General features: G+C 77.3%; 15 protein-coding genes. 5 read left to right on the top strand and 10 right to left on the bottom strand.

Annotated features, from left to right (window positions below; all coding sequences use genetic code 11):
• Nucleotides 1-71: 71 nt before the first annotated feature.
• Nucleotides 72-1,673 (top strand): glycosyl hydrolase 53 family protein, encoded by a 1,602-nt coding sequence (locus FBY24_RS02100; protein ID WP_142157643.1) that lies wholly within the window; start codon nt 72-74, stop codon nt 1,671-1,673.
• A gap of 45 nt (nt 1,674-1,718) precedes the next feature.
• Here FBY24_RS02100 and FBY24_RS02095 read toward each other — a convergent pair whose 3' ends face one another.
• The 4 genes from FBY24_RS02095 to FBY24_RS02080 all read right to left on the bottom strand — a co-directional run bounded on the left by FBY24_RS02095 (nt 1,719) and on the right by FBY24_RS02080 (nt 9,449).
• Nucleotides 1,719-2,417 carry an ABC transporter ATP-binding protein gene (locus FBY24_RS02095; protein ID WP_222117194.1) on the bottom strand — a complete coding sequence of 233 codons (699 nt, stop codon included), beginning with the start codon at nt 2,415-2,417 and terminating at the stop codon, nt 1,719-1,721.
• Nucleotides 2,414-3,361, bottom strand: coding sequence for an ABC transporter ATP-binding protein (locus FBY24_RS02090; RefSeq protein WP_142157641.1), 948 nt, complete (start codon nt 3,359-3,361; stop codon nt 2,414-2,416). Before FBY24_RS02090 ends, FBY24_RS02095 begins: the two co-directional genes overlap by 4 nt.
• Before the next feature lie 65 nt (nt 3,362-3,426).
• Nucleotides 3,427-6,195, bottom strand: coding sequence for an FtsX-like permease family protein (locus FBY24_RS02085; protein WP_142157639.1), 2,769 nt, complete (start codon nt 6,193-6,195; stop codon nt 3,427-3,429).
• Entirely contained in the window at nt 6,192-9,449 is a 3,258-nt protein-coding gene (locus FBY24_RS02080) for a hypothetical protein (RefSeq protein WP_142157637.1), read from the bottom strand. The genes FBY24_RS02085 and FBY24_RS02080 overlap by 4 nt, the downstream gene beginning before the upstream one ends.
• A gap of 263 nt (nt 9,450-9,712) precedes the next feature.
• Here FBY24_RS02080 and FBY24_RS02075 point away from each other — a divergent pair, with 263 nt between their 5' ends.
• Complete coding sequence (locus FBY24_RS02075; protein ID WP_142157635.1) at nt 9,713-11,878, top strand: methyl-accepting chemotaxis protein; 2,166 nt, start codon at nt 9,713-9,715, stop codon at nt 11,876-11,878.
• 81 nt (nt 11,879-11,959) lie between these two features.
• Here FBY24_RS02075 and FBY24_RS02070 read toward each other — a convergent pair whose 3' ends face one another.
• The 5 genes from FBY24_RS02070 to xseA form a co-directional block, all read right to left on the bottom strand.
• Complete coding sequence (locus tag FBY24_RS02070; protein WP_142157633.1) at nt 11,960-13,402, bottom strand: aspartate ammonia-lyase; 1,443 nt, start codon at nt 13,400-13,402, stop codon at nt 11,960-11,962.
• A gap of 91 nt (nt 13,403-13,493) precedes the next feature.
• On the bottom strand, nt 13,494-14,174 hold the full coding sequence (locus tag FBY24_RS02065; protein WP_142157631.1) for a carbonic anhydrase: 681 nt from the start codon (nt 14,172-14,174) through the stop codon (nt 13,494-13,496).
• Nucleotides 14,171-15,229 (bottom strand): carbohydrate kinase, encoded by a 1,059-nt coding sequence (locus FBY24_RS02060; RefSeq protein ID WP_142157629.1) that lies wholly within the window; start codon nt 15,227-15,229, stop codon nt 14,171-14,173. Before FBY24_RS02060 ends, FBY24_RS02065 begins: the two co-directional genes overlap by 4 nt.
• Nucleotides 15,226-15,522, bottom strand: a complete 297-nt coding sequence (locus FBY24_RS02055) for an exodeoxyribonuclease VII small subunit (RefSeq protein WP_142157627.1) — start codon at nt 15,520-15,522, stop codon at nt 15,226-15,228. Before FBY24_RS02055 ends, FBY24_RS02060 begins: the two co-directional genes overlap by 4 nt.
• Before the next feature lie 39 nt (nt 15,523-15,561).
• The gene (gene xseA, locus FBY24_RS02050) at nt 15,562-16,800 is read right to left on the bottom strand and encodes an exodeoxyribonuclease VII large subunit (protein WP_174243459.1); all 1,239 of its coding nucleotides are present in this window, start codon (nt 16,798-16,800) and stop codon (nt 15,562-15,564) included.
• Nucleotides 16,801-16,904: 104 nt separating this feature from the next.
• Between xseA and FBY24_RS02045 the strand changes: the two genes are divergently transcribed.
• The gene (locus FBY24_RS02045; protein WP_255432165.1) at nt 16,905-17,960 is read left to right on the top strand and encodes a 4-hydroxy-3-methylbut-2-enyl diphosphate reductase; all 1,056 of its coding nucleotides are present in this window, start codon (nt 16,905-16,907) and stop codon (nt 17,958-17,960) included.
• Nucleotides 17,961-18,028: 68 nt separating this feature from the next.
• Here FBY24_RS02045 and FBY24_RS02040 read toward each other — a convergent pair whose 3' ends face one another.
• A complete protein-coding gene (locus FBY24_RS02040) occupies nt 18,029-19,372 on the bottom strand; it encodes a DNA recombination protein RmuC (protein ID WP_142157623.1) in 1,344 nt (447 codons plus the stop codon).
• A 76-nt stretch (nt 19,373-19,448) separates the two neighbouring features.
• On the opposite strand from FBY24_RS02040, the gene FBY24_RS02035 reads away from it, so the two are divergent.
• Together FBY24_RS02035 and FBY24_RS02030 are read left to right on the top strand one after the other, a co-directional pair.
• Nucleotides 19,449-20,276 carry an ABC transporter ATP-binding protein gene (locus FBY24_RS02035; RefSeq protein ID WP_142157621.1) on the top strand — a complete coding sequence of 276 codons (828 nt, stop codon included), beginning with the start codon at nt 19,449-19,451 and terminating at the stop codon, nt 20,274-20,276.
• A complete protein-coding gene (locus FBY24_RS02030) occupies nt 20,252-21,811 on the top strand; it encodes a hypothetical protein (RefSeq protein WP_142157618.1) in 1,560 nt (519 codons plus the stop codon). Before FBY24_RS02035 ends, FBY24_RS02030 begins: the two co-directional genes overlap by 25 nt.
• Nucleotides 21,812-21,883: the final 72 nt, after the last annotated feature.

Raw genomic sequence — 21,883 nt, 5'->3', positions numbered from 1 at the left:
TGGCTGTGAGCGGTCACAGGGGGTCGACGACGACCGCACACGCTCGCGGCCCGGCGCGTCGAGGAGGACGCATGAGGACGAGCACCCGGCGACTGGCACGAGCCGTCGCCACCGCCCTGGGGGTCGTGCTGATCGGCACGACCCTCGCCGGCCCCGCGCAGGCGGCGCCCACGATCACCAACCCCGGCTTCGAGTCCAGCGGGTCCGCCCTGACCGGCTGGACCGTCACCGGCACCACGTCCGCCGCCACCGTCGCCGCCAGCGGTGCGCACGGCGGCACGCGCCGGGCCAACCTGTGGTCGTCCGGGGCGTACACGACCGAGCTGCGGCAGACCGTCACCGGCCTGAGCGCGGGCTGGTGGACGCTGCGCGTCTGGGCGCGCTCCGGGTCGGCGACGCCCGGCCAGGCGCTCGACGTCACCCGCATCGGCCTCGAGGGCTGCGGGGCCGCCTGGCGGTACCAGACCGTGCCCAGCACCGAGCAGGACGACGGCTGGGTGCAGGTCGCCGTCTCCGCGTACGCCACCGGGTCGAGCTGCACCGTGTCGCTGCGCACCGCCACCACGGTCGGCGGCGCGTGGGCGCACTTCGACGACGTCACGCTCACCGCGGGGCGCATCACCCGGCCCGTGCGCGGCATGGACATGTCGTCCGTCCCCAAGAACGAGGCGTTCGGCGCGGTGTACCGCACCGCGGGCGACGTGGCCGGCGACCCCGTGACGATCCTGCGCGACGCCGGCGTGAACTACGCGCGGCTCAAGGTCTGGGTGAACCCCGCCGACGGCTTCAACGACAAGGCGCGCGTCCTCGCCATGGCGCGGCGCGTCGACGCCGCCGGGATGGGCCTGCTCGTCGACTTCCACTACTCCGACACGTGGGCCGACCCCGGGGCGCAGAAGGTCCCTGCGGCGTGGGCGTCGTACGACCTGGCGCGCCTGGCGAACGCCGTCGCGGCGCACACGACCGACGTGCTGACCGCCCTGAAGAACCAGGGCACGCCCGCGGACATGGTGCAGATCGGCAACGAGATCAACCCCGGGATGCTCGTCACCGGCGGGGCGGCGTCGGGCGCGGTGTCCAGCTGGTCGAACCTCGGCACGCTGCTGAAGGCCGGGGCGAACGCGACCCGCGCCGTCCAGCCCGACGCGAAGATCGTGCTGCACCTGACCAACCTCGACTCCGGCGTCAGCACCCTGCAGTGGTGGTACTCCCAGGCGCAGGCCCAGGGCGTGCCGTTCGACGTCATCGGCCTGTCGTTCTACGGGTACTGGCACGGCAGCCTCGCCGACCTGCAGGCCGCCGCGACCACGCTGCTCGCGGCGTTCCCGGGCAAGCAGCTCGCGGTGGTCGAGACGGCCTACGGCTTCACGACCGCGCAGGACGACGCGCACGCCAACATCTTCAGCAGCGCGTCCGTGGTCCCGGGCTTCCCGGCGACCGCGGCCGGGCAGGCGTCCTACCTGCGGGCCGTGCAGAACGTCGTCGCCGGCCTGCCGGGCAACCGGGGCCTGGGCGTCTTCTACTGGGAGGGCACGTGGACGGCCGTCGCCGGCAGCGGGTGGGACCCCGCCGACCCGGCGTCGGGCAACGGCTGGGAGAACCAGGCCGTGTTCGACTTCCACGACCGGCTGCTGCAGGTCCGGTGGGAGTTCGCCCCCGACCCGGCGGCCTGACGCCGCGCCCCGCGCGACCGGCCCGCCCCGGCCGCGCGGGGCGCGTCACGCGTCGACGAGGCGCCCGTCCACGAGGTGCAGCGTGCGGTCCGCCAGCGCGACCATCAGCGGGTCGTGCGTCGAGACGATGGCGGTCATGCCCTCGGCCTCGACCACGGCGCGGATGAGCGCCATGACGTCGCGGCCCGTCTCCGTGTCGAGCTGCCCCGTCGGCTCGTCGGCGACGAGCAGGCGGGGCGACCCGGCCAGCGCCCGGGCGATCGCGACCCGCTGCTGCTGCCCGCCCGACAGCTGCCCGGGCCGCTGGCGCGCGTGCCCGCCCAGGCCCACGAGGTCGAGCAGCAGCTCGACCCGGGCCTCCCGCTCCGCGACGGGCATCCGACGCATCCGCAGCGGCACACCCACGTTCTCGGCGGCCGTGAGCACCGGGACCAGCCCGAAGGTCTGGAAGACGAACGCGACGACGTCGCGGCGCAGGCGCACCAGCCCGCGCTCGTCCAGGGACGTCACGTCGTGGCCGTCGACCACGACGCGACCCGCGTCGGGGCGGTCGAGGCCCCCGATCGCGTTGAGCAGGGTCGTCTTGCCGGACCCGGAGCGTCCGACGAGGGCGACGAGCTCCCCGGCGGCGAGCTCGAGGTGCACGTCCTGCAGGGCGTGGACCGCGGCGGCACCGTGCCCGTACGAGCGGCGCACGCCCTCGACGCGCACGAGCGGTGCGGCCACGGCGGTCCCCGCGCTCACCGGTGCCCCTCGGCCGTGCCGGGGCGCACGGCGACGTGGGAGTCCTCGAGCGTCAGCCGCACCCGCCCCACCAGGTCGAGCGCGTCCCGGTACTCCCGCGGCAGCTGCACGCGGCCCGCCCGGTCCAGCACGGCGTACTCCTCGGCGACCACGTGCTCGCTCCCGTCGTCGTGGGTGGTGGTGCGGCGCAGCACCTCGGTGCTCGTGCGGCCGTCCCGGATCGCGACCGTGCGGCTCACGTGCTCGCTGACCCCCGCGTCGTGGGTGACGACGACCACCGTGGTGCCGAGCTCGGCGTTGACCGCGCGGACCGCGCCCAGCACGTCCGCCGACGTCGCGGTGTCGAGCTCGCCCGTGGGCTCGTCCGCGAGCAGCAGCCGCGGGCGGTTGGCCAGCGCGACGGCGATCGCGACGCGCTGCTGCTCGCCGCCCGACGTCTCGTGCGGCCGCCGGCCGGCGCAGTACCCCACGCCGAGCACGTCGAGCAGCTCGGCGGTGCGGGTCCGTCGCTCCCGGCGCGGCACGCCCGCCAGGGCCATCGGCAGGGCCACGTTCTCCTGCGCGCTGAGGTAGGGCACGAGATTGCGGGCCGTCTGCTGCCAGACGAAGCCCACCATGGAGCGCCGGTACGCGACCCGCTCCCGCGGCGTCATCGTCATCAGGTCCCACGGCCCGACGCGCACGCGGCCCGCCGTGGGCACGTCCAGGCCCGACAGGATCGCCAGCAGCGTGGACTTGCCGGAGCCCGACGCACCGACCACCGCCACGAGCTCGCCGGTGCCGACGGCCAGGTCCAGGCCCTGCAGCGCCTGCACCTCGACGCCCTCGGACTGGTAGATGCGCACGAGCTGCTCGCACGCGACGAGCGCACCCTCGCCCACCGGTGCCGGGCGGGCCCGGGCCCGCTCCTCGAGCGCGGTGAGCGTCGGTCCCGTCGTCGTCATGGGGGGCTCCTTCTCGGGCGGGGGCGGCGGTGCGTCGGGTGCCGACGGGGCGGCGTGGCGGCCGGTCATCGTTCGCCCACCCGCAGGACCTCGCCGAGGCGGTCGCGCCGGCGCACCGCCTGCTCGGCGACCACGGCCACGGCCAGCGCCGCCAGGCTGGCGGCCGCCGCGAGCGCCACGGGCCAGGCCGTCCACCGGACGGCGGCGGTCTGCGGCTCGCCCGTCAGCAGCGTGAGCCCGAGGGCGTCGCCGACGAGCAGGGGCAGGGCCAGGCCGATGAGCGTGCCGCCGACGAGGGCGCCCGCGGCGAGGGGCGCGAGCTCGCCCGCCGTGGCCCAGGCCGCGGTGCGGGCGTCCAGGCCCAGGGTGCGCAGCGCGGACAGGGTGCGACCGCGTGCGGGGGCGGACGCGACCGCGACGAGGACGAGCACGAGCACGAGGTCGAGCAGCAGCAGCGCGGTGCCGGCGCCCAGCAGCGACGTCAGCCCCGCGGTGAGCGCGGACCCCGACCAGGCGCGCCACCAGCCGTCGCGCGTCGTGACGTCGACACCCTCCTGCGCGTCGACGCCCGTGTCCGTGACGGCGGCACCTGCACCGGGCCCCGCGGCCCAGAGCCGGTCCGCCGCGGGTGCGGTGGTCGTCGCGGCGAGCGCGGCCCGGTCGACGACGACGAGCCCGTCGTCGTCCCCGCCGTCGGGCGGGGCCGCGCGGCCGTCGGTGGCGGGGGCCCCGGGGTCGGGGGTCAGCGTGGTCGTGCCCCGCAGCTCGAGGTCCACGGAGCCGTCGAGCACCCCCAGGCGCAGGGGCAGGCCCGCCAGCCGGTCGGCCAGGTCCGGGCTGAGCAGGGCGGGCACGGCACCGGCACCGGCACCGGCTCCGGCGTCGGCGAGAGCGGCCAGGTCGGGGTCGACGGGCAGCCCGGCGGCCGTGCGCACCGCGGCGAGCTCGGCGGCGTCGACCACGAGGAGCGTCGCGGTGGCGCCCGTGCGGGAGCCGAGCGACCGGCCGGGCAGCTGCGCGCCCTGGGCGACGTGCGTGACGCCGGCTCGGGCCCGCAGGTCGTCGGCGAGGCCGGCCGGCAGGGTGCCGTCCACGCGGACGTCGCCGACGACGAGCGCAGCCGCGGCGTCCCGCTGCCCGACGCGCACGGTGTGCAGGACGGTGCCCGCGAGCACCACGAGAGCCACGGCGACCGTGCCGGCGAGCACGGCGACGACGCCCGTGGTCGCGCCCTGCGCGCGGGCGAGCGCGAGAGTCGCGCCGAGGCCGCGGGTGCGGTCGGCGACGCCGCGCAGCGCGCCGACGGCCGCCGGGGTCGCGCGCACGACGACGACCGCGGCGGCCGCCGCCAGCAGCACCGGGGCCGCGGCCAGCAGCGGGTCGACCTCGCCGCCGGCGGCGGGGACCAGCCCGCGCTGGCGCACCGCGACGACCGCACCCGCGGCCAGCAGCGCCACCGTGAGCTCGGCGACGACGCGCCGGGCCGCGACGAGCGCGGCGTGCCGGGCCCGCTCGCGACGGTCGGCCGGCACGCGCCGCGGCGACCACGCCCGGGCGGCGGCCGCGACGGCGAGCACCGGTGGGGCGGCGGCCGCGACGAGCGCCACCAGCAGCGCGACCCCGGGTGCCCCCGTCCCGCCGACGGGCAGGACGACGGCGAGCGCGACGCCGAGCGCCAGCACCGCGGTCGGCACGCTCTCCAGCGCGGCCCGCAGCGCGACGCCGGCGAGGCCCGCACCCCGGGCCCGCTCCGCGACCAGGTGCGTGCGCCGGCGGTCCACGAGCAGCCCGGCCGCGAGCACCAGGCAGAGCGCCCCGACGGTCCCGAGCCCCGCCACGAGCACCGACGCCTGCGCGCGCGCCGCGGCGAGCCGTGCGCCGGTCGCGGCGAGCACGTCGACGAGCGCGGTCTCGACCCGGCCGCCCTGCCCGACGTGCGGCGCCAGGTCGTCCCGCAGCGCGAGCGCGTCGGCGAGCGACATCCCCTCGGTGGTCACGACCGTGCGCGCCGACGCCCGGACCGCCGCCGGGGCGCTCGCCGCCATCAGTCCGCGCACGGCCGGCTCGGGTACCAGGAGCGCGACGGAGCTCTCCGCGCGGGCGGCCGGCGGGGCACGCACGGGGCCGAGGGCGTCGGGCACCGTGCGCCACCGCGGGTCGGCGGGGTCGACCGGCGTGTACAGCCCGGTGACGACCGCACGCGCACCGCCGCTCGTCGTCGCGGTCGTCACGACGATCTCGTCGCCGACCGCCAGCCCCGTCTCGGCGGCGGTCCGCTCGGCGACACCGACCTCGACGACGCGCGGCTCGGGCGGCGACGTCGCGGCGTCCTCCTCGTCCTCGGCCGGCTCCGGACGGGTCTGCGGTGCCGCGCCGCTCGTCCAGCGGACCCCGCCGTCCGCGTCGTCGACGTCCGGGCGGCCGGTGTGCACGAAGCGGGCCAGGACAGGGCCGCGCGGCGTGCCCGTCACGAACCCCGGCGTCTCGAGCGTGACGACGTCCGGGCCCACGTCGCCGACGCGCGCCTCCAGCCAGCGCAGGTCCGACGCCGCCTGCGACAGGTGGTCCGGCGCGCCGTACGTCGCCGCCGGGGGCAGGCCCCGCACCACCAGGTCGGCCTCGGCACCCGCGGCCCGCACGGCGTCGCGCACGGCGACGTCCGCGGTGCGCGACGCGATCCGCGGCAGGGCGAGCGCGACGACGAGGGTCAGCAGCAGCAGGACGGCGGTGGCCGCGAGCAGCCCGGCGTCCCGGCGTGCGCGCCGGCGGGCCACGAGCGCGGCCTCGCCCGTGGTGGCGCGCACCGCCGTCGCCACGGCCGCCGGCGCGCTCACCGGTCGCCCATCCGCAGCAGGGCGCCGGACGTGCGGCGCACCAGGACCGCGCACACCACCACCACGACGAGGGTGCACGCCACCGCGACGGTCAGAAGCACCGGCAGCTGCGTGCCCCACGCCCAGTCGACGCGGGCGTCGGGCACCGGCGGCCCGCCGTCGGCCGAGACGGTCAGGACGGGTCCGAGCAGGCGGCCCAGGCCCAGGCCCGCCGCGACGCCCGCGCCCAGGCCCACGACCAGCAGCAGCGTCCGCTCGAGCAGCAGCGCGACCACGACCGCCCCCCGGCCCAGGCCCAGCGCCTGCAGCCGCGCGAGCTCCAGCCGCCGCACACGCACCCCGACCGCCGCGTCGTTCGCGAGGCCGACGAGCAGGAGCACGCCGGTCGCCCCCAGCACGAGGACGAGCGCCGCCGGCACCCCGACCCGCAGCGGGCCTTCGAGCGCCTGCGTGCGGGCGTCGGCGCGGGTGACGACGTCGTCGAGACCCGCCTGGACCAGGGCCGCGGCCAGCGCGGGGGCCGTGGACGCGTCCGCGGGCCCCCACCACGCGTCCACGAGCGCGTCGCCGGTGCCCGCGGCCGCCGCGGCGTGCTGCAGCCCGTCCCGGTCGACCAGCACGGCGGGCGTGTGCGGGGCCCCCGGTGCCCAGGGCAGCACGGTCGCGACGACGGCCTGCACCCCGACGCCGCCGACCTCGAGGTGCAGCAGGTCGCCCTCCTGCACGTCGCCCTCCGTGCGCAGGCGCTGCGTCACGGCCACGGGGAGAAGCTCCACCTCCGGGCCGGTCGCGACCCCCAGCACGGACCCGTCGGCAGCGGCCTGCATGCGCGACACCGGCAGCGTCACGCGCAGACCGCCCGGCGCGGCCTGCGCGGTCGACCGGGGCAGGCCCTCCGCCGCCACGGTGCCCGACCACGTCGTGCCCCCGAGGTCCACGTCCTCGTCGCCCGTCGTGCCGTCGTCCGTGCCCGCACGCACCTGCCCGACCGTCATCTGCACCACCACCAGGTCGCCCGCGGGTGCGCCCGCCGAGCCGTCCGTCGCACCCGTCTCCTCGAGCCGCAGGTGCGTGGTGAGCCCCACGACCCGCAGGCCGTCGTCCGTGCCGGGCAGCGTGACGCGCACGTCGTGCGCACCGGTCAGCCGCGGCAGCGCCGACGGCAGGGACGCGCGCACGCCCCGCGCGTCCTCGACCACCACGTGCAGCTCGCCCGAGCCCTCCGCGGACGGGGTCGACCCGACCTGCACCCGGGCCGAGAGCCAGGTCGCACCGGCGGGCAGCGGCACGCCGGCGCGCAGCGCGTCCCGGTCGGCGGGGCGCACGTCGGCGGTCGCCGCGGCCCAGCCGTCCTCCGTGCGACCGCGCAGCAGCGCGTCCGGGTCGGTCAGGGGCATCGCGAGCAGCCGCACCTGCCGGGCGCTCTGCCCGCGGTCGCCGGACTCGGCGCGGGCCATCCGCACGTCGCGGTCGACCACCGGCACCGGCACCGGGGCGCCCACGGCCACCGCCGCCGCGGCGACCTCCTGCGAGCGTGCCACCGCGTCCGCCAGGCCCGACGCACCCCGCACGTCCGTGCCGACCGTCAGGTCCGCCTGCTCCAGCTGGGAGGTCCGCCACGTCGCACCGAACGTCAGGGTGAACGAGAGCACGGTCGCCCCGAGGACGAGCAGCACCGTCGCCCCCGCCGCCGAGCCCGGGCGCCGGGCCACCTGCCACGCCGCCCAGGGCGCCACCAGGCCCCGCGCCCGACGTGCGACGACGTCGGCGCCCGCGGCCAGCGGCCCGACCAGCCGCACGGCCAGCACCGCCGCGGCCAGCGCGACCAGCGCGGGCGCCACGACCAGCACGACGTCGGGCGCACCGGCACCGACCGCGGGGCCGTGCTGCAGCAGCTGGGCCACGCCCACGGCACCCAGCGCGAGCAGCGCGACGTCGGCCCCGGCCCGCACCAGCCCCGCGTGCGCGTGCCGCGACGCCCCGGCGGACCGCCACGCCGGCACCACGAGGCCCGCCGCGAGCAGCGCGGCCGCACCGGCGCAGGTCAGCCACACGGTCGCGGACGGGGCACCCGTGGCCACCAGCCCCGCCCGCTGCAGCGACCCGACGCCCGACCCCGCCCGGCTGACGGCCGCGACCAGCAGCGGCGCCGCCGCGGCGACCACCGCCGCCAGCACCCCGGCCTCGACGACCGCGACCGTGCGCAGCTGGGCCGGTGCCGCGCCCCGTGCCACGAGCAGCTCGTCCTCGCCGGTGCGCCGCTCGCCCAGGAGCCGCGCCCCCAGCAGCACCACGGTCGTCGCGACGAGCGTCAGGAGCAGCCCGACCACGACGACGCCGACCCGGGTCACCGCGAGCTCGCGCGACGCCGCCTCGACGGCACCGCCCAGCCGCGTCGTCAGGACCGCACCCGCACCGGAGTCGCCCATCGACGCCGTCAGCGCCACCTGCGCGTCGGGCAGCCGCTGCCGCAGCCCCGCGAGCGCACCCGGGGCTGCCTGCGCGAAGGTCGGCTGCACCACGAGCGACGCGGAGTCCACGGTGCCCGCGCCGGTGAGGGCGCCCGGCACGACGACGAACGGCCCCCAGGCGTCGGTGATCAGCCCGCCGAACGTCCCCGGCGCCGGGAACGCCGGGTCGTGGCCCGCACCGCCCAGCAGGTCGCGGCTCCATGCGGACGCCGGCCCGGTGGCCTCGTAGACCCCGACGACACGCCACGCGTCGGTGCGGGCGCTGTCGCGTGCCTGCACGGCGACCACGTCGCCGACCTCCCAGCCGTGCGCCTCCGCGGCGCTCGCGGGGGCGGCGACGAGCAGGTGGCCGTCGTCGTCGCGGGCCTGCGTGGGCCAGTCGCCGGCGAGGAGCCGGGCGTGCCCGGGCACGGCCGGGGTGCTGGCGGCGTACCCGAGCGCGACGCGCCCCGAGGCCGTCGAGGGCAGCGTCTGGATGCGGCCGGTGACCCAGGTGGTCCGGGTGCTGGGCAGCGGGCCCACCAGGTCGTCGACCACGGCCCCGGCGGTGGCGAGCGCCTCGTCGGGGTCGGCCCGGCCCATCCGCACCCGGACGTCGAGGGCCGTCGTGCGGGGGTCGAGCCGGTCCAGCTCGGACGCCACGGCGGGTGTGCCGACGAGGGTGAGCAGCTGCGCGAAGGTACCCAGCAGCGTGGTGGCGAGCAGCATGACGGCCAGGACGCCGAGCAGCGCGCCGGGCTGGTCGCGCACGCGCGCGGCGAGCAGGCGCACCCTCCAGCCCACGTGACCTCCTCGTCCTGCGGGCCCCGGCGCCCGTCCGCGGACCGACCGTAGCCGCCGGGGCGCTGCTTTGGGAACGCTTCCATGTCACGGGTCGGTGACGGTCCGTGATGTCGGGCCCCTGACGGCTCACCCGGGCGGCTTAGCACGGGGTGAGAACCTGGACGAGGGTTCAAGGTCCCGGGTGAGGTGCCGATCGACCGGGTGAAGCCACCGACGGTCCCGGGGTGGCTCCCGGGCGCCTCCCCACCACCCGGAGCACACCCGTGACCACACGCACCCCCCTCCCGCGCACCGCGCCGGCCGACGTGCCACGTCCGCACCCCGCACCCGGGGCCGAGCGCGCCCCGGCGCCGGCCGCCGCCCCCGCGCGCGGCCGTGGCGGCCTAAGGACCCGGCTGGTCCTCGCCGGCGGCGGGGCCGTCGTGGCGACAGCGCTCGCCCTCTCGGCCGTCGGCGGGGTCCTCAGCGCCGGCCTGGCCGACCAGGCCGTCGACGAGGTCGCGACCCTCGTCGACTCCGCCCTGACCGGTTCGGCGGACCACGCCGTCACGCTCGTCGACACCCAGGTCGACACCGTCGGCGCGCAGGTCCGGGGCGACCTGCGGGTCGCCGAGCAGGTCGTCGCCGAGGCCGGTGCCGTCACGTTCGGGGCGCCCGTGCGCTGGTCCGCCACGAACCAGGTCACGGGCGACGCGCAGGACGTCACGCTGCCCGCGCTCCAGATCGGCGGCACCTGGCTCGGCCAGAACGCCGACGTCGACACCCCGACCCCCGTGGTCGACGGCGTCACCGACCTGCTCAGCGGCGCCGCGGTCACCGTCTTCCAGCGGATGAACGACGACGGCGACATGCTGCGCGTCGCCACCACCGTGCCCAACGCGGACGGTGCCCGCGCCATCGGCACGTACATCCCCGCCGTCGCGGCCGACGGCTCACCGACCCCCGTCGTCGACACCCTCCTGCGGGGCGAGACGTTCAGCGGTGTCGCGGCCGTCGTCGGCGTCCCCTACGTCACGGCGTACTCGCCGGTCGTCGTCGACGACGAGGTCGTCGGCGCCCTGTTCGTCGGCGTCCCGCAGGCCGAGGTCGACGCCCCCGTGCGCGAGTCCCTCGCCGGCGTGACGGTCGGCACCGGCGGCGCCCTGACCGTGCTCGCGTCGGACGCGTCCACGGTCGTGCCGCAGGCACCGGTGCTCGCCGACGACGTGGCCGCCGAGCTCGTCGAGGCCGCCGCCGCCCTCGAGCCCGGCGCGCGCCTCGAGCGCACCGTCGACGTCCAGGGCGCACCCGCCGCCGCCGTCGTCACCCGCTCGGCCGCCTGGGGCTGGACCGTCGTGGCCTGGGCCCCGCAGGCCGAGGTCACCGCCGTCGCCGACGAGCTGCGCGCCGGGTCCCGGCAGCTGGCGCTCACGCTGCTGGCCGTCGGGGCGGGTGTCGCGCTCGTCGCCGTGACCGGCGTGGCCGCCTACACCGGGCGCCTCGTGCGTCGGATCGGGCGGCTCACGCAGGCCCTGCAGCGTGTCGCGCAGCGCGACCTCGCCGTCCAGGTCCGGCCCGAGGGCACGGACGAGGTCGGGGCCATGGGCGTCGCGCTCGCGCAGGCCGTCGAGGGCATGCGCGGCGCCGTGACCCGCATGCGCGACGGCGCGGGCGACCTGCGCGCCACCGCGGTCCGCCTCGACGAGTCCAGCACCGCCCTGGTGACCGTCGCGTCGGAGTCGGCGCACCGCGCGTCGGGTGTGTCCGACAGCGCGAACGTCGTGTCGTCCGAGGTCGGGGCGGTCACCGCCGCGATGACCGAGATGCAGACGACGATCCAGTCCGTGTCCCGCGACGTCACGTCCGTGCAGCGGCGGACCGGCGACGCCGTCGGCATCACCGGCGAGGCCGCGGGCGCCGCCAGCCGGCTGGGCGCGTCGTCCTCGCAGATCAAGGACGTCGTGTCCGCCGTCTCCGCGATCGCCGGGCAGACGCACCTGCTCGCGCTCAACGCGACCATCGAGGCCGCCCGCGCCGGCGAGGCGGGCCGCGGGTTCGCGGTCGTCGCCGGCGAGGTCAAGGAGCTCGCGCAGCAGACGTCGGTCGCGCTGGAGACCATCGCACCCGTCCTGACGGCCGTCGAGAAGGACGCCGCCGACGTGTCCGACGCCGTCGCCCGCATCGCCGAGGCCATCAGCTCCGTCGACGAGCACCAGTCGTCGATCTCCGCGGTGATCGAGGAGCAGTCGGCCACCACGGCGGAGGTCGAGCGCAACCTCGTCGTCGCGTCGGTCGGCACCCAGGACATCGCCACGTCCATGCACCAGGTCGCGCAGGACGTCGCCCGCTCGCGCACCGAGGCCGACGGCGTGCACGACGCGGTCGGCGACCTGTCCCGCGTCGCCGACGGGCTGCGCGAGGAGGTCGAGCGCTTCCGCCTCGACGGCTGACGGCGCCGCCGGCTGACGCCACGCCGGGCACGCCACGGGCGGTGCGCGGGACTCCTCCCGCGCACCGCCCGTCGTGCGTCCTCAGGCCTGCGGAGGCCGGGTCATCGCCAGCACGTCGAGGGCCGCGTCGAGCTGCTCGAGCGTCAGCTCGCCCCGCGCCACGTGCCCCAGGTCGATCGTCGCCTGGCGCACCGTGACCTGGTGCTTGACCGCGTGCTTGGCGATCTTGGCGGCCGCCTCGTAGCCGATCACCCGGTTCAGGGGCGTGACGATCGACGGCGAGGACTCCGCCAGGGCGCGCGCCCGCTCCTCGTTCGCGACGAGCCCGGCCACGGTGCGGTCCGCGAGCACCCGCGAGGCGTTCGCCAGCAGCCGCACGGACTCCAGCACGGCCGACGCGATCACGGGGATCTGCACGTTGAGCTCGAACGATCCGCTCGCCCCGGCCCACGCCACGGTCGCGTCGTTGCCGACGACCCGGGAGCACACCATGAGCACCGCCTCCGGCACCACGGGGTTGACCTTGCCCGGCATGATCGACGAGCCCGGCTGCAGGTCCGGGATCGCGATCTCGCCCAGCCCGGTGTTGGGGCCGGAGCCCATCCAGCGCAGGTCGTTGCAGATCTTCGTCAGCGACACCGCGATCGTGCGCAGCGCACCCGACAGCTCGACGAGACCGTCGCGCGAGGACTGCGCCTCGAAGTGGTCGCGCGCCTCCGTCAGCGGCAGGCCCGTGTCCTCGACCAGCAGGGCGATCACCCGCTGCGGGAAGCCCGCGGGGGTGTTGATGCCGGTCCCGACCGCCGTGCCGCCGAGCGGCACCTCCGCGGCCCGGGGGAGCGCCGCCTGCAGGCGCTCGACGCCGTACCGCACCGCGGCGGCGTAGCCGCCCATCTCCTGCCCGAGCGTCACCGGGGTCGCGTCCATGAGGTGCGTGCGACCGGCCTTGACCACGTGCGCCCACGCCGCCGACTTCTCCTCCAGCGCGCCGGCGAGGTGCTCCAGGGCGGGCACCAGGTCGCGCACGACGCCCGCCGTGGCCGCGACGTGCACCGAGGTCGGGAACACGTCGTTGGACGACTGCGACGCGTTGACGTGGTCGTTGGGGTGGACCTCGCGGCCCAGGGATCGCGTGGCGAGCGTCGCCAGGACCTCGTTGGTGTTCATGTTCGAGCTCGTGCCCGAGCCCGTCTGGTACACGTCGACGGGGAAGTGCGCGTCGTGCACGCCGGACGCGACCTCGTCGGCGGCCGCCGCGATCGCATCGGCCACGTCGCGCTCCAGCACGCCGAGCTCGGCGTTGGCCAGCGCGGCGGCCTTCTTGATGCGCGCGAGGGCCTCGACGTGCCCCCGCTCCAGCGTGGAGCCGGAGATCGGGAAGTTCTCGACCGCGCGCTGCGTCTGCGCGCGGTACAGGGCGTGGACGGGCACGCGGACCTCGCCCATCGTGTCGTGCTCGGTGCGGTACTCGGCAGCGTCCTCGCCGGACGTGGTCGCGACGTCGGGACCGGTCGTGGAAGTCATGGCGACATCCTGCCCCAGCACCGCCGCGGACGGGCGCCGCCGGGCACCCGCCCGCGGTCGTGGTCCTGGTCGGGCGCCGCCCGGGCGGCGGTCAGGCCTCGGGCACGACGCCCGGGCCGGCGCCGATGTCGCCGATCACGTGGGACAGCCGCGCGCGACCGTCGGCGAGCGTGTACTCCACGGCCACGATCGCGCACCGGCCCGCCGCGACGCTGTCCGCGAGCGACACCGAGTAGGAGTGCAGCTGGCGCGCCGTGTGCAGCACGTGCTCGTGCCCGAGCGTCGCCGCGTCGAACGAGTCCAGCGGCCGGCCCGAGGCCGTCAGGCCGATGATCGACGGGATCACCCGGTCGACGACCGCCTGCACGAAGCCGGGGATCACCTGGCCGCCGCTGATCGCCTCCGTCGCGGCGGCCACGGCGCCGCAGCTGTCGTGCGCCAGGACGATGACCAGCGGCGCACCGAGCACCTCGACGCCGTACTCGATCGAGCCGATCACCGTGGTGTCGAGCACGTGCCCGGCGGTCCGGACCACGAACACGTCGCCCAGGCCCTGGTCGAAGATGATCTCGGCCGCGACCCGGCTGTCGGAGCAGCCGAACACGACCGCGAACGGGTGCTGGGCGACGCTCAGCCCGGCGCGGTGGTCGACGCCCTGCGAGGGGTGCTCCATGCGCCCGTCGACGAAGCGCACGTTGCCGTCGCGCAGCTCGGCCCACGCCTGGGCCGGGGTCGTCGGGCGGCCCGGTGCCGCGCTCGTGGTGCCGCTCACGCGTCGCCTCCGCCCGTGGCCTGCCGCACCGTGCCGTGCGTGCCCGGGTCCTGGGGGGTCGTGTCGACGACGGTGCCGTCCGCGCCCGTGCGGACCGCGGTCTCCTGGTGCTCCGCGTCCGTCGGCGGCTCCAGCTCCGCCGTCCCGGGCGGGTTCGCGCCCGGGCGGGACACGGTGATCGCCGCGATGCGCACGCACCGCGCCAGCACGTGCTCGAGGGTCGCGGAGTCCGCGCCCCGCAGGGCGTCCCGGCGGTCCGCGCCCAGCAGGCCGGCCGACCACAGCCCGTCGACGAGGCCGCCCATGAACGAGTCGCCCGCGCCGACGGTGTCGGCGACCTCCACACGCGGCGCCGGCACCGTCAGCCGCGCGCCCGAGGACGTCACCGCGAGGGCCCCCTCGCCGCCGAGCGTCACGACGACGAGGCCGGGCCCGCGCGTCGCCCACCGGGCGGCCACGTCGGCCGGGTCCTCGCCCGGCAGCAGCCAGGCCAGGTCCTCGTCGCTGAGCTTGACGACGTCGGACAGCTCGACGAGCGCCTCGACGAGGGGCCGCACGTCCGCGGGGTCGCCCATGAGCGCGGGCCGCAGGTTCGGGTCGTACGTGACCGTCGACGTCGCCCGCCGCGCCCGCAGCAGGTCCGCGACCTTCGCGCCGCCCGGCACCAGGACGGAGCCGATCGACCCGGTGTGCACGACGAGCGGGTCGCCCGGGTCCTCGTCCCACGCGTCCGGCAGGTCCCACGTCAGGTCGAACGCGTACGTGGCGACGCCCGCGGCGTCCAGGTGCGCCGTCGCCACCGGGGTGCGCGCCGGCCGGGTCGTGCCCCGCAGCACCCGCACGCCCGAAGCCTCCAGGTGGGCGCGGACCGCGTCGCCGTCGTCGTCGTCGCCGAGCCAGGTGAGCAGGTCGACGCGCCGGCCCAGGCGGCCCAGGCCGAGCGCGACGTTGGCGGGGCTGCCCCCGGGGTACGTCGCGCGCGACCCGTCCGGGCGGACGACCGCGTCGACCAGTGCCTCGCCGACGACCAGCGCCCGTGCGTCCGTGCTGCTCACCCGTGGACCTCCTCGTCCGTCGTCGCGTCCCGGCCGGTGCCGGTGCGCTCCTCGCCGCGCGCGGCCGCCAGCCGCTCCCGCGCGCCGTCCAGCCACTCCTGGCAGCGGGCCGCGAGGGCCTCGCCGCGCTCCCACAGCGCCAGGGACTCCTCGAGGGTCCCCGCACCGGACTCCAGCCGGCCGACGATCGCGACGAGCTCGTCGCGCGCCTCCTCGTAGCCCAGGGAGGCGGGGTCGGGGCGCGCGTCGTCCTGCGTCGGGTCCGCGGGGAGGGTCTGTCGGGTGCCGGCCACGGGCACAGTCAACCAGGGCCGACCGACGCCGTGCCCACGTCAGGGGGCGACGACGTCCGCCGCGAGCTCGCCCGTCGCGACGCGCACCCGCAGGCGGTCGCCCGCCGCCACGTCGTCCGGGGCGCGCACCACGCGGCCGTCCGGGCCCTGCACGACCGCGTACCCTCGCTCCAGCGTCGCGGCGGGGGACAGCGCCCGCACCTGCGCCGCGAGCCCGACGACCTGCGTCGCCGCCCGCTGGACCGCCGCGTCGAGGAGCGTGCGCCCCCGGTCGCGCGCGCGGTGCAGGCCCTGCTCGTGCGGGTCGAGCAGCGTCGTCGGGCGGGCCAGCACGGGCCGGCCCCGCCAGTGCTCGAGCATCGCGGCCTCGCGGGCCACGCGCTGCGTCACCGCGGCCCGCGCCCGGGCACGGGCCTGCACCACCCGGGCCCGCTCCTCGGTGACGTCGGGCACGACCCGCTTGGCGGCGTCCGTCGGCGTCGACGCGCGCAGGTCCGCCACGAGGTCCAGCAGGGGCGCGTCCATGTGGTGGCCGATCGCGCTCACCAGGGGCGTGCGGCAGGCCGCGGCGGCGCGCACGAGCGTCTCGTTGCTGAACGGCAGCAGGTCCTCGAACGACCCGCCGCCGCGCGCGACCACGACGACGTCGACCCGCGGGTCGGCGTCGAGCTCCGCGATCGCCGCGGTGACCTCGGGCACGGCGCTCGGCCCCTGCACGGTGACGCGGCGGATCTCGAACTGCACGGCGGGCCAGCGCGCGCGGGCGTTGGACACCACGTCGTGCTCGGCGTCGCCCTGCTGGGCGCACACCAGGCCCACGACGCCGGGCAGGAACGGCAGCGGCACCTTGCGGGCGTCGTCGAACAGCCCTTCCGCCGCGAGCACGCCCTTGAGGTGCTCGATCCGGGCGAGCAGCTCGCCGAGCCCCACCAGCCGGACGCGGTCCGCGGAGAACCCGAGCGAGCCCTTCTTCGGCTGGAACTGCGGGCGGGCGTGCACCACCACGTGGGCGCCGTCGGCGAACCGCTCGCCCAACGACATCGCGGCCACCGCGGGCAGCGTCACCGACAGCGACATGTCGAGGTCCGTGTCCCGCAGCGTGAGGAACAGGAGGGAGTTCCACCTCTTGAGGTTGAGCACCTGCCCCTCGACCCACACCGGTGGCATCCGGGCCACGTACTCGGCGACCTTGGGGGCCAGGTGACGCACGGGCCACGGGCGCTCGGCGGTCGTCTCGGCCGCCTTGAGCGGCAGGGGGAGGGGTGCGTCGGCGTCCACGCCCCCAGCCTGCCCCACGGCACCCACCGCCTCTGCACACGGTCCGCACCGGGCGGGTGCACCTCTCCACGTGTGCCGCTCCCGGGGCCACCTAGACTGGACACGTGACCTCTGCCGCCGTCGACCGCCCCTCCGTGGACGCCTCCGCCCCTCGTCGCGGTCGCGTGCTCCTCGCCGCCCCCCGCGGCTACTGCGCCGGCGTCGACCGCGCCGTCGTCGCCGTCGAGAAGGCCCTCGAGCACTACGGCGCCCCCGTCTACGTGCGCAAGGAGATCGTCCACAACAAGCACGTCGTGGAGACCCTCGCGGCCCGCGGCGCCGTGTTCGTCGACGAGACCGACGAGGTGCCCGAGGGCGCCCGGCTGGTGTTCTCCGCGCACGGCGTCTCCCCGGCGGTGCGCTCCGCGGCCGACGCGCGCGGCCTGCAGACCATCGACGCGACCTGCCCGCTCGTCACGAAGGTCCACAAGGAGGCCGTGCGGTTCGCGGCCGACGACATGGACATCCTGCTCATCGGGCACGACGGGCACGAGGAGGTCGAGGGCACCCAGGGCGAGGCGCCCGAGCACATCCAGGTGGTGAACTCCCCGGACGCCGTCGACGGCATCGAGGTCCGCGACCCCGAGCGCGTCGTGTGGATCTCGCAGACCACGCTGTCGGTCGACGAGACGATGGAGACCGTGCGCCGGCTCCGCGAGAAGTTCCCGCACCTGCAGGACCCGCCGAGCGACGACATCTGCTACGCCACGCAGAACCGACAGGTCGCGGTGAAGAAGATGGCCCCGGCCTGCGACGTCGTCATCACGGTCGGCTCGCTGAACTCGTCGAACTCGGTGCGGCTCGTCGAGGTCGCGCTGGACGCCGGTGCGCGCACGTCGTACCGCATCGACCGGGCCGAGGAGCTCGACCCGGCGTGGCTCGAGGGCGCGACGACGGTCGGCGTGACGTCGGGCGCGTCGGTGCCGGAGGTGCTGGTCGACGAGCTGCTCGCCCGCCTGGCCGGGCTCGGCTTCGGAGACGTCGAGGAGGTCCGCACCGCGACGGAGGACCTGATGTTCTCGCTGCCGCGCGAGCTGCGCACCGACCTGCGTGCCGCCGGGGCGCCGGACGCCCGCCCGCGCCGCGAGGGCCGCCGCTCGCTGGACGTCCAGCCCGTCTGAGCCCGGGCGTCCGACGCCGACGGCCCGTCAGGACCGCCGGGCGCAGGCCCGACCGTCCTGGCCCCGCCTCACCGGCTGCCGACCGCGGCGTCCTCGTCCGCGGGGCGCGCCGCGGGCACGCGGTCCTCCAGCGACACGGCGTGCTCGCTCGCGAACGCCACCAGCTCCGGGGCCGTCACGGCGGCCAGGCGCGGGTCCGCGGGCGGGGGTGCCGGCAGCTCGTCCGAGACCACGTGCAGGTCCGCGAACCGACGGGCGCTGACCAGCACCCGGGTCTCGAGCGAGGCCACCGTCTGGTTGTACGCGCCGGCCGCCGCGTCGATCGCCCGGCCCAGGCGCGTCAGGTGCCCGCCCATCGTGGCCAGCCGTCCGTGCAGCTCCTTGCCGAGCGTGAGCACCTGCTGCGCGTTCGCCGCGAGCGCGTCCTGCTTCCAGGCGTACGCGACCGTGCGCAGCAGCGCCAGCAGCGTCGTCGGCGTCGCGAGCACCACGTTGCGCTCGAACGCGTACTCCACGACCGCCGGGTCCTGGTCCACGGCCGCGTGCAGGAACGACTCCGCCGGGACGAACATCACGACGAACTCCGGGGCCGGGGCGAACTGGTCCCAGTAGCGCTTCGCGGCCAGCGCGTCGACGTGCGCGCGCATGTGCCGGGCGTGCGCGGCCATCCGCTCGGCCCGCACGCGCGGGTCCTCGGCCTCCGTCGCCTCGAGGAACCCGACGAACGCGACCTTGGCGTCGACCACCACGCTCTTGCCGCCCGCGAGCCGCACCACCATGTCGGGGCGCTGCACGCCGTCGTCGGTGCGCACCGACGCCTGCTCGACGAAGTCGACGTGCGCGAGCATCCCCGCGGCCTCCACGACCCGGCGCAGCTGCACCTCGCCCCACCGGCCCCGCACGTGCGACGCGCGCAGCGCGCTGACCAGCTGCGACGTCTGCGACCGCAGCTGCTCGGACTGCTCGCGCATGGCGCGCACCTGCTCGCCGATCGCCGCCTCGCCGGCCGCCCGGGCCTGCTGCGCGGTCGCCAGCTCGCCGCGCACCTGCTCCAGGGTGCGGGCGATCGGCTCGACCATGGCCCGCACGGCCTGCTCCCGCTGCGTCAGCTCACCGACCTGCGTCTGGTGCTCGGCCGCGAGCCGCTGGTGCGCCAGGGCGAGGAACTGCTCGCTGCTGGCCCCCAGCGCCTCGTCCGCCACCGCGCGGAACCGGTCGCCGGCGCCCGCGCGCTCGGCGTCGAGCGTCGCCCGGGCGCGCGCCGCGTCGATCTCCGCGGCCCGGACCCTGGCCTCCGCGCGCCGCGCCGCCCGCGCCCCCGCCGCCACCCAGGCCGCACCCCCGCCGAGCAGGGCGCCGACCACCAGCGCGGCCAGCAGGGCGAGGACGAACGTGCCCACCGAGGTCTCCATGGGGCGCGAGCATGCCAGCCCCGACCCACACGCCCGGCCGACACCCCGCGTCGTCGCTGCCTCCTATGCTGGCGCGATGTCGTCCGAGACCCGGCCCGACCCGTCCCTGCCACCCGTGGCCCCGCCCGGCGAGCCGCCCGCCCCGACGCCGGCCCTCGCGCTGCACGGCCTGTGGCGGCGGTTCGGTGACAAGGTCGCGGTCGCCGGCGTCGACCTGACCATCCCCGCCGGCTCGTTCTACGGGCTCGTCGGCCCCAACGGCGCGGGCAAGACCACCACCCTGTCAATGGCGACCGGGCTCCTGCGCCCCGACCACGGCACCGTGCTCGTGCACGGCGTGGACCTGTGGGCGCACCCCGAGCAGGTCAAGCGCAGCCTCGGCGTGCTGCCCGACGGCGTCCGCCTGTTCGACCGTCTGACCGGAGCCCAGCTCATCACCTACGCGGGCCTGCTCCAGGGCCTGGACCGGCCGACCGTCACGGCCCGCACCGCCGACCTGCTCACGGCGATGGACCTCGCGGGCGACAAGGACACCCTCGTCGTCGACTACTCCGCGGGCATGACGAAGAAGGTCGCGCTGGCCTGCGCGCTCGTGCACGCACCCCGCCTGCTCGTGCTCGACGAGCCGTTCGAGGCCGTCGACCCCGTCTCGGCCGCGAACATCCGCGACATTCTCGCCCGCTACGTCGCCGGGGGCGGCACCGTGGTCGTGTCCTCGCACGTCATGGACCTCGTCCAGCGCATGTGCGACCACGTCGCCGTCATCGCCGGCGGGCACGTGCTCGCCGCGGGCACCGTCGACGAGGTGCGGGCCGGGCGGTCGCTCGAGGAGCGCTTCGTCGAGCTCGTCGGCGGGCGCGTCGGAGGGGAGGGGCTCGCATGGTTGGGCACCTCGTCCGGCTGAAGCTGGCGCTGCTGCGCAACGGCCTGCGGCGCAGCCCGTGGCAGGTCGTCGGCATGGCGCTCGCCGCGCTGTACGGGCTGGGGCTGCTCGTGGTCGTGGCGGCGGGCCTGGTGGGCCTGTCGTTCCAGGGCACGGCGCTGCGCTCGCACGTGGTCGTGGTCGCGGGGGCGCTGCTGGTCCTCGGGTGGTGGGTGGTGCCGCTCGTCGCGTTCGGCGTCGACGCGACCCTCGACCCGCGCCGCTTCGTCACGTTCGGGGTGCCCCGCCGCGACCTGCTCGTCGGGCTGACCCTCGCGGGGGCCGTGGGCGTGCCCGGGGTCGTCACGGTGCTGGTGGGGCTCGGCACGGCCGGCGTGTGGTGGCGCGAGCCGCTCGCCGCGCTCGTCGGCGTCGTCGGGGCGCTCCTGGGCGTCGCGGCGTGCCTGGTCGGCGCGCGCGCGGTCACCGCGGCGATGGCGCCCGTCCTGGGTCGGCGCCGCGTGCGCGAGCTCGTCGCGCTGCTGGCCATCGTGCCGCTGGTGCTCCTGGGACCGATCATGAGCACCGTCTCGGACGGTGTCGTGACGCTCGGCACGGACGGGCTGGGCGTGGTCGCCGGCGTGCTGTCCTGGACGCCGTTCGGCGCGCCGTGGGCCCTCGCCCCGGCCGTCGTGCGCGGCGACCTGCTCGGCGCCCTGGCCCGGCTCGTCCTCGCGCTGGCGACCGTCGGGCTCGCGTACGTCGTCTGGGACGGTGCGCTGCGGCGCTCGCTCGCACAGCCGGCGACCGCCTCGCACGAGGTCCGTGCGCGCGGCCTCGGCTGGTTCGACCGGTTGCCGGCCACGCCGACCGGGGCGATCGCGGCCCGCGCGGCCACGTACTGGCTGCGCGACCCCCGGTACGCGATCGCCGTCGCGATCGTCCCGCTGCTGCCGTTCGTGCTCGGCTTCGGCGGCGGCAGCACCGCCGTGCTGGTCGCCGGGCCCCTCACGGGCGTCCTCGTCGGCTGGACGATCTCCGCCGACGTCGCCTACGACGGCACGTCGTTCTGGTCGCACCTGGCGGCGCCCCTGCGCGGCACGGCCGACCGGTGGGGGAGGGTGGTCGTGGCCGGCTCCCTCGGGCTGCTCGTGACCGTCGCGATCACCGTCGGGACCGCCGCGTACGCCGACCGGCTGGCGCTGCTGCCCGCCCTCCTGGGCGCGGGCCTCGGTCTGCTGCTCACGGCCCTGGGCACGGCGAGCGTCGTCTCCGCGATGGTCGTCTACCCGGTGCAGCAGCCGGGCGACAACCCGTTCTCGACGAAGCAGGGCGCGAGCGCCGCGGCGTTCACGTCCCAGCTCGTCGGCGGCACGGTCGTGGTGCTGCTCGCCACGCCGACCCTGGTGCTCACGGTGCTCGCGGTGGTCCAGGGCTCGGCCGTGCTGGGCTGGGTGGCGCTCGTCGTGGGCCTGCTGCTGGGTGCGGGCGTGCTGGTCGGGGGCGTGCTGCTGGGCGGGCGGACGCTGGAGCGCACCGGGCCCGAGCTCCTGGCGCGCATGCGGGCCTTCGCCTGAGCGGCGGTCGCGCGGCACGGCCGGCCCCTGGTCACGGGGCGACCGTGCCGGGCGTCCCGGCCGCACGCCCGT

The sequence above is a fragment of the Cellulomonas sp. SLBN-39 genome, from assembly GCF_006715865.1.
Lineage (GTDB): Bacteria > Actinomycetota > Actinomycetes > Actinomycetales > Cellulomonadaceae > Cellulomonas.
Note: the sequence above shows the minus strand (reverse complement) of the source record. Positions and strands in the feature narration are given on the sequence as shown.

Excerpts from the sequence above, each read along its gene's own strand:
- FBY24_RS02100 (WP_142157643.1), top strand. The coding sequence starts at position 72 with ATGAGGACGAGCACCCGGCGACTGGCACGAGCCGTCGCCACCGCCCTG.
- FBY24_RS02090 (WP_142157641.1), bottom strand. The coding sequence starts at position 3,361 with ATGACGACGACGGGACCGACGCTCACCGCGCTCGAGGAGCGGGCCCGG.
- FBY24_RS02070 (WP_142157633.1), bottom strand. The coding sequence starts at position 13,402 with ATGACTTCCACGACCGGTCCCGACGTCGCGACCACGTCCGGCGAGGAC.
- FBY24_RS02040 (WP_142157623.1), bottom strand. The coding sequence starts at position 19,372 with ATGGAGACCTCGGTGGGCACGTTCGTCCTCGCCCTGCTGGCCGCGCTG.
- FBY24_RS02035 (WP_142157621.1), top strand. The coding sequence starts at position 19,449 with ATGTCGTCCGAGACCCGGCCCGACCCGTCCCTGCCACCCGTGGCCCCG.
- FBY24_RS02030 (WP_142157618.1), top strand. The coding sequence starts at position 20,252 with ATGGTTGGGCACCTCGTCCGGCTGAAGCTGGCGCTGCTGCGCAACGGC.